Source organism: Parasutterella sp. (genome assembly GCF_057870745.1).
The window spans coordinates 1-7,729 of record NZ_DBMALT010000073.1 but is presented as its reverse complement, the minus strand read 5'-3'; the positions used below and the strand labels follow the sequence as shown (position 1 = coordinate 7,729).

7 protein-coding genes are annotated in these 7,729 nt (G+C 37.8%); 2 read left to right on the top strand and 5 right to left on the bottom strand.

The features are described from left to right. Nucleotides 1-349: 349 nt before the first annotated feature. From glf to ACZND6_RS12420, 4 genes are all read right to left on the bottom strand, one after another. The gene (gene glf, locus ACZND6_RS12435) at nucleotides 350-1,453 is read right to left on the bottom strand and encodes a UDP-galactopyranose mutase (RefSeq protein ID WP_489524756.1); all 1,104 of its coding nucleotides are present in this window, start codon (nucleotides 1,451-1,453) and stop codon (nucleotides 350-352) included. 135 nt (nucleotides 1,454-1,588) lie between these two features. After that, nucleotides 1,589-2,599, bottom strand: coding sequence for an MDR/zinc-dependent alcohol dehydrogenase-like family protein (locus ACZND6_RS12430; protein ID WP_489524755.1), 1,011 nt, complete (start codon nucleotides 2,597-2,599; stop codon nucleotides 1,589-1,591). Continuing rightward, entirely contained in the window at nucleotides 2,596-3,288 is a 693-nt protein-coding gene (locus ACZND6_RS12425; protein ID WP_489524754.1) for an IspD/TarI family cytidylyltransferase, read from the bottom strand. The genes ACZND6_RS12430 and ACZND6_RS12425 overlap by 4 nt, the downstream gene beginning before the upstream one ends. Then, the gene (locus tag ACZND6_RS12420; protein WP_489524753.1) at nucleotides 3,285-4,208 is read right to left on the bottom strand and encodes a LicD family protein; all 924 of its coding nucleotides are present in this window, start codon (nucleotides 4,206-4,208) and stop codon (nucleotides 3,285-3,287) included. Before ACZND6_RS12420 ends, ACZND6_RS12425 begins: the two co-directional genes overlap by 4 nt. An 86-nt stretch (nucleotides 4,209-4,294) precedes the next feature. Between ACZND6_RS12420 and ACZND6_RS12415 the strand changes: the two genes are divergently transcribed. Both ACZND6_RS12415 and ACZND6_RS12410 read left to right on the top strand, forming a co-directional pair. After that, the gene (locus tag ACZND6_RS12415; RefSeq protein ID WP_489524752.1) at nucleotides 4,295-5,092 is read left to right on the top strand and encodes an ABC transporter permease; all 798 of its coding nucleotides are present in this window, start codon (nucleotides 4,295-4,297) and stop codon (nucleotides 5,090-5,092) included. Between the two features lie 2 nt (nucleotides 5,093-5,094). After that, on the top strand, nucleotides 5,095-5,832 hold the full coding sequence (locus tag ACZND6_RS12410; protein WP_489524751.1) for an ABC transporter ATP-binding protein: 738 nt from the start codon (nucleotides 5,095-5,097) through the stop codon (nucleotides 5,830-5,832). A gap of 107 nt (nucleotides 5,833-5,939) precedes the next feature. Here ACZND6_RS12410 and ACZND6_RS12405 read toward each other — a convergent pair whose 3' ends face one another. Further along, nucleotides 5,940-7,583, bottom strand: a complete 1,644-nt coding sequence (locus tag ACZND6_RS12405) for a methyltransferase domain-containing protein (RefSeq protein WP_489524750.1) — start codon at nucleotides 7,581-7,583, stop codon at nucleotides 5,940-5,942. Between the last annotated feature and the right edge of the window lie 146 nt (nucleotides 7,584-7,729).

Genomic DNA, 7,729 nt, shown 5'->3' with positions numbered 1-7,729 from the left:
CGTACCGCGGCCAATCAATCTGCATCTTCTGCCTCCTTTTTTAATTAGAGGCAGTATCCGTCAGTAGAATTATTTAGGAAAGAAATCTATAAGACACGTACCTTATATCCAAATAAGCAGCTATGTTTTTCTTTTGTCGCCGCATCAATGGGCGTCACCGCTCCCGTGACTGATTCAAGACCTTCGGAGAATGGGTAAAATTGTTTGATTTGAAAGCCGCCCATCGCTAACTTAAGATTCTCATAAAGAGAGTAACACTTCCAAAATCAGGAGAAAGAAGAGGCTCTATCCAGAAAAGTACAAAGTATGTTTTTTAGCTGAATATAAAGCCCCTTCAACTTCAAATAGATTATTTCAACCAGGACGAAGCTAAATTCATGGCACGTGAGACGGCTTGATCCATGTCGTAATACTTATAGTCTCCCAAACGTCCAAGGAAAGTAAGGTTAGGATTTGAACTTGCTTCAAATAGGTATTTCTCGTACAAACGCGTATTCCATTCGTTGAGAATAGGATAGTATCTTTCGTTCTTCCCTAACTCGAATGCTTCTGGATACTCATAAGATACAACCGTGTTCTGAGATTGAGTATCTAAGAAATACTTATATTCCCCGATCCTTGTGAAGTCGTAGTTATTAGGATAATTAACAACGGAATTAGATTGGAAATAAGGCCGATTAAAAGTTAGGAAATCAAATCTCAAGCTTCTGTACGGCAACTGGCCAAATTTATAGTCAAAGAATTCATCGATTGCGCCGGAGAAGAAACAGTGGTCGTACCCGTCTAGCATGCTTTTATCGAATTCGATGTTCAGGCGAACTTCGATATTAGGATGATCAACCATCTTCTCAAACATTCGGGTGTAACCTTCTAATGGAATACCTTGGTACTTTGCTTGGAAGTAACGATTATCCCTGCCAACAAAAACAGGAACCCTTCCCGTTACTAAAGGATCTAAATCCTCCGGACGAACATCCCATTGTTTTTCTGTGTAGTGAAGGAAAATTTTTTCGTAAACGTACTCAGCTAGGAACTGAAGGTCCGGATTTTTACTCTCACGAAGCTCGAGAATCGGTACTTTTTTGTTGAACTCAAATTCAGACAAAAGTGCTGCAATCATCCGCTCAGCCATTTGTTTAGGGAATAACTGCTCAATTGAATTGAAGTTAAAAGGGACTGGGACGAGCTGGCCGTCCACCAATGCCTTCACTTCATGCTGGTACGGATACCACTGCGTAAACTTAGAAAGAAATCTCCAGACTTCGGCGTCATCCGTATGGAAGATGTGAGTGCCATATGCATGAATGTCGATGGAGTTTTCGTCGTAATAGTCGAAACAGTTTCCACCGATATGATCTTTTCGATCAACAATAACAACTTTGTGACCTCCTTCAGCGAGGTACCTTCCTAAAGTCAGATTTGTAATTCCAGCACCGACTAATAAAATTTTCATAGATCATCCTTAAGATCCAGTCTTCTTTAAACTCTCTTTTACTGCCTCTATATTCTCTTCTCTGAAAGCAAATGGAGAGATAAGCAGTACTCCCGAAGATTTTTAACTACCGTTTCTATTTAGAACATTCTCTTACTATATACACCATTCTAGTAAGGTCTTAAACGGCATTTTTTGATCTCTATAGAAGGCCTGGGTTAAGTCCTCTGAAGAGTTAATGACAAGATGATTCGAAATGATCTTATCTAACATTGAAAAGTCGTCTACGCTGTCCAAATATTCTTTTGCCTTAACGAAGTCTCTTTTTAGTGATCGCGTTGTGCCTATAAGCGAAATTCCTTTTTCAAGAAGTTTCCTTGTGTCAATAGGGACCGGATATTCCGAAACACCAGTTAAGCAGATTGAAGAACATGGTTTTATTGTTTTTATTATTTGGTTTATTGCTTCCCCAGCCTTTGCGCCTCCAACGGCTTCAAAAGCAATATCTATATCAGAAAATGGAGAGTATTCATCTCCGATAATTTCTACGTCATCTGCATGAGAAAAAAGAAACAGTTTCTCCTCATGCTTACCGAATACTCTAACTCTAAGGTTTGGGTGCTCTTTTTTAATGCAGACGGATAGAAGATACCCTACTACACCGTCTCCCCATATTCCAACAGAGGTGGCTTGAGTCCAAGAATTGTGAGGTATTCGGCTTATGGCTTGGAAGCAAACACTCAGAAGCTCTGCGAAAACATAATAGTTAGGTGACCGAGAAACAAAAGGTAAAAGCTCCTTTGCCCCCATCATCAAAAATTCTTGCGTGAACCCATCGGCCGAGCTGGAACGAAAGTATGAATTAGATTTGTAATTATTAAGAAGATCGTCTTCTCCTCCATTAGGCAACAAAATTACATTCTGGTCAGTCTTGAATCTTTTAAGAGGATCATAGACAACCTGGCCTATCGCCTCGTGAATTAAACACATAGGCAATTTGGCCTTCAAGACAGCCGCCGGCCTTGCGCCTTTAAAATATCTCTGGTCGGCAGCGCAAATTGATAGAACTGTCGGCTTTACGATAACTTTATCTGTTGCCTCACTCTCTGAAGAAAAAAAAGGCAGGAAAAGGCCAGGCCTTACTAATTTGATTTTTTGATTGATCATTGTTTAGAAGACATCAAAAAGTCGGCGAAAGCAAGATCAAAGTCAGTTGTTATTTTTATATTGAAGGGTTCACCCTTAACTAGCAAAACGGGCTTTCCATATTTCAGCAAGAGTTTTGCCGCGTCAGTGACCGACGGATCCTCTCCGATTTTTTCATAGGCATCGATATACTCCTGACAGATAAAGCTTTGAGGGGTTTGGCCTTGATAAAGATAATTCCTGTTAGGAATATTTGAAATGACCTCAGAATCTCTGCTCTCCACTATTGTGTCTGTGCACGAAAGGACGGTGTCACATGCATTCCCTTTTTTAAGCTGTTTGATGTTATCTTCAATAATCCTTATTGATAAGAACGGTCTTGCAGCATCATGGCTAATGACACCAACATCTTTGCCAAACTCATTCTTTAAGTAATTACAAGCATTAAAGAGGGATTCTTGTCGGGAGCATCCTCCCTCACAGTAGATCAGTTTATCGACGTAAGGCTTATCTCTAAATAAATCTTTAGCATGGGTCATCCATGGTTTAGACACAACAACGACAATTTTGCTTACCTCTTCTATGACTGCAAACTTCTCAACGGTCTGGACGATCATAGGCAAACCGCCAAGGTTCAAAAATTGTTTCGGCAAAGTCGAACTTGCCATTCTCGTGCCTTTTCCTGCTCCCAAAACAACCGCTGTTATCATGATTTACCTTTAAAATTTTCAGGAAGTTTGAATTTGAATATTAAATGTTTTTCTCTCTTCTCTGGGGGAGGCGGTGTCATATAGTCCGGACCATACAGTTTTGTGAGATAGTCATTTAAGTCTTTTGCAACGGGGCATCGGAGACCTTCGAAGTCTAAGAAGTCTTTCTCACAAAAACCAGACCTCCTATAAAGCTCACCAAAGTAGTGTTTACGCCCAGACGGAATAGATACATATTCAGAATGTTCGTTTTTACACAGAGAATAGACCCAATTTGTAAGAGAGTTCCATCCCGAAGCTGACAGCCATGATGTACAAAAACCAACAGTATTTTTTATTTTAAAAACCTTTTTAGCTTCTAGGCTTCCTGAAAGAAGAGACCGATAAGAGTTTCGGTTTTTATAAAACATCCGGCAGGAAAGAAGAAACCCGAAACCGAGGCAAAAGAAACCGTGCACTCTTCTTAAAAGCCCATTATTCGGGACGTTTTCAATGATAAAAATATCAACAAATATGCCCTGTTCTTTTTCATCCTGTTCACCTCTTGTGACATAGGCGGAATTTTTAAGTCTAATTCTTCCAGAAGTCAGAAAATAATCTTCTGTTTGGCCCGGACTTTGAACAACATATTTTCCCGGGAAAGCTTTCTCAAAACTCTTGAAGAATGCAAAGAAATCTTTTCGGGTCATATTAATGTCAAGATCATCATCCCAAGGAATAAATCCTTTATGACGAAGGGCGCCAAGAGCCGTCCCTCCACTTAGAAAGTAAGAGATGTGACTCTTCGTGCAAAATTGGTCTATATCAGACAAAATGTCGAAAAGACAATTCTGTAATTTTATAAGTTCTGTATTTGATAGCTCTATTGAGCCATCTGCATTATTCAGACTTTTGAATAGTTCAAAGGTGCTTAAATTCATTTGTATTTACAACGTCGCAATCCTTGGATTGTAACCTCAGTATCTATACGGTAAACTCATAGGTCATCTAAATTTTTTTCATAAAAATGAGTAAATTTTTTGGAGAAGGTTGGGAGGATATTAAAAGAGCAACTCTCGACATTGGGCTTCCTTTATATCTTGCCAGAGCCGATATTAGACAACGTTATAGACGATCCACACTGGGTCCATTTTGGATAACAATATCTACAGGGGTAATGATCGCGTGTATCGGGATTATTTTTGGCTCTCTTTTCAAGTCTCCGATGTCTGATTTTTTACCGTTTTTAGCTACAGGTTTAATTATATGGGGACTTATTTCTTCTACAATCACAGAAGCTACGTCCGTATTTGTTACCGCAGAGCCAATCATTAAACAATTGCCTCTACCCCTCACTACTCACATCTATAGAATGATATTTAGGAATTTATATATTTTTTTCCACAATATCATTATATTACCCATTGTTTTATTGTGCGTTCAAAGAGGGATTAATCTGAACATATTTTTGTTTATTCCTGGGCTCGTAATAGTTAGCTTAAATCTTGTCTGGATGTCCATCTTATTATCTATAGTATGTTCAAGGTTTAGGGATTTAACTCAAATTGTTGCAAGCATTCTTCAAATCTTTTTTTATGTGACGCCTATTATTTGGCTCCCTGCACTCCTGCCCGCGAGAGCAAGCGTCATGATCCTTGAGCCTAATCCTTTTTACCACTTACTCGCCATTGTTAGAGAGCCGTTACTCGGAAATGCTCCAAGTTTTACGAATTGGATTATCTCAACCTGTTTATGCATACTTGGATGGCTAATTTCCATTAAGTTTTTTGACAAATATAGATCTCGCATTGCTTATTGGCTGTAGTCATGAAAATTTCTTTAAAAGATGTTTGCGTCGATATTCCTGTTTTTAACTCTCAAGGAAGGTCTTTAAAAAAAACAGTAATGGGAATAGCGACAGGGGGAAAAATAGGGTTAACAGAAGCGGGTAAAACGATTGTCCGCTCTTTGGATCATATTAATTTGGAGATAGGACCTCACGAAAGAGTTGGCTTATTAGGACATAATGGCGCAGGAAAAAGCACGTTATTAAGAGTACTTGGCAGAGTCTACGCCCCCTCCTCAGGGAGAGCTGAAATTATAGGAAACGTCGGATCCCTAATCAGTATTTCGCTTGGCATCGACGGAGAAGCAACTGGAATAGAAAACATTTACCTTCGAGCAGCCCTCCTTGGCATACCAAAAAAAGAAGTAGACAAAGCGTTGCCGGAAATAATCGACTTCACTCAGTTGGGTTCATTCATTGATATGCCTGTAAGAACTTATTCTACTGGCATGCACATGAGATTGGCATTTGCTGTATCGACAATGATTTCACCTGATATCTTACTAATGGATGAATGGCTGTCTGTTGGAGACCTCGATTTTCAAAAGAAAGCAGAAACCAGACTAAACAACTTGATAGACCGAGCTAACGTTTTAATTATTGCTAGTCATTCCGAATCCTTAATTAGGAAATGTTGTACACGTGCTATTTGGTTAGAACACGGAAAGATTAAGATGGACAGTTCGCCAGAAGACGTCTGCTCCCATTATTTTGTATAATTTTTTGATTTTATCAAGAAAATGTGGCGGTATTTAATATTAAAAAAGTAGTCTTTTTAATTAGCCTGAATTCTTAAAACAAGTCAAATAAGAATTCAGGCCGTTACTTATTTTGACTTCTCGCTCGAAAAGAAAAACAAAAATAACTTATTAATTCTGTATTTTCTTAAGAGCTGTAAACTCCGATAGCCTCTAGAACCTTTTATTACCTTTAATTCTTGAAGAAGATTATTTCTTTCTTCCATCAATTGCCTCTCTCTTTCTTCGAGAGTTTCAATTGTCTGTTTACAATCTATTATGCACTTTTCTTTTAAAGTTAGATCGCAAGTTAATTTTTCTAATTTTTCATTTTTGAATTCATGAAGTTCTGATTGAAGCTCGCTTTTTAGTCTCCCCAATTCATTGATAAACATTTTTTGTGCATTTACAAATTTCATTTTTCCAAAATCGTCTTTAGTCTCATAAGAAGACCCTTCTGAATAAGCAGCCAGTAATTTTTCTGAGTAGGGATTATGTGGATTTATAAAAGTGGTTACTGGCATCAATTTATAGTCATTAAAAATAATGCCATCCTCTATTTGATTGAACAGAGCATTTAAGGCTAGGTTCAAGTCAAACGGCCAAACCAAATCTTTAGGTTTTTCACTTATTGATGAAAAATCAATAAGTCTCGGACCGTTTTCAGTTAATAAAATATTCCAGCTTCTCACATCAGAGTGATAAAGACCCTCTTTTGACAAACGGATTAATTGGTCATATATGGCCTTCATGAGTGAAGATCTTTGAGATCTTTCTAGTTCTTTTAATTTTAAAACGTCATATAGGAGAGAACCGGAAATTAATTCTCTAACGATCAATAGAGTATCAGGATCTTTATGAAAAAGATAATAGTTGGGAATCTGAATGGAAGATATTTTTGAAGAACTGACAGCTAATTCTCTATCGTAATCCTGTTGGAAAGAGGACCAATCCAAGTCTTTACAGCATTCCTTTTTAACTAAAGTTATGAAATACCCTTTCGAAAAAATAAAAAATTTCCCAAATTTTACACCTTCTTCGTATGATTTATCCTTCCACTTCTGAATGGCGTAAAGTTTTTCTTGAGCAAGAACATAGTTGTTAGATGCAAATACGAGTGGCCTTTTTACTGAAGTCAGATGCGTAGCTATATACTCGATTGTGATTCGAAAAACGAAAGGAGAGATTAGAGAATAAGGATGTTTAGGCAAAAATTTTGACCAATAGAGTCCCTCTTCCTTGACGGCAAGTTCGAAGATTGCAATCGTGGCATTATTTGCCAACTTTTGCATAATGTCTTCTGTTCTTCTCTCACCTTTTTCTGCAAGAAAATGATGAAAAACACTCAAACCGAGAACTATATCAAATTTCCTTGAAAGCAGTTCTGGAATCAAAACATCAAAGTCTCCGCAGTAGAACTCAACTTCATCAAAACCAAAATAATTCTTAAGTTCGTTGCAAACGTCAATGTTCTCTTTCAAATAATCAATTCCGACAACTTCCGCACCCAAACTTTGAGCCAATGAAAAAGAGAAAAAACCTTGAGCACAACCGAGATCTAACACTCTAAGTTTTTTTTTATCCTCTTTTAGTAAACGCCCGATTCTAAGAATTGAGTCTAGACGGTCTGAGCATGAGCGAGAATTGTTACCTGATAAAGATGGGAACCCAAAAATAGGTTGGTAGATCTCGGGCAATCTAGAAACTTTTTCCTTAATTTTTGAATCTGGCATCTCAGTTATCTTTTCATGAAATTAAAAATTTTGTTAAAAGCTTTTTCCCGTTTTCAATACCTGAGCTAGCTTAAAAAACTTCGCGAGCCCCCGTGGGTTCTCTTTTTTCGCTAAAAATATTTCTCTAAACTTATGTATTATTTGTA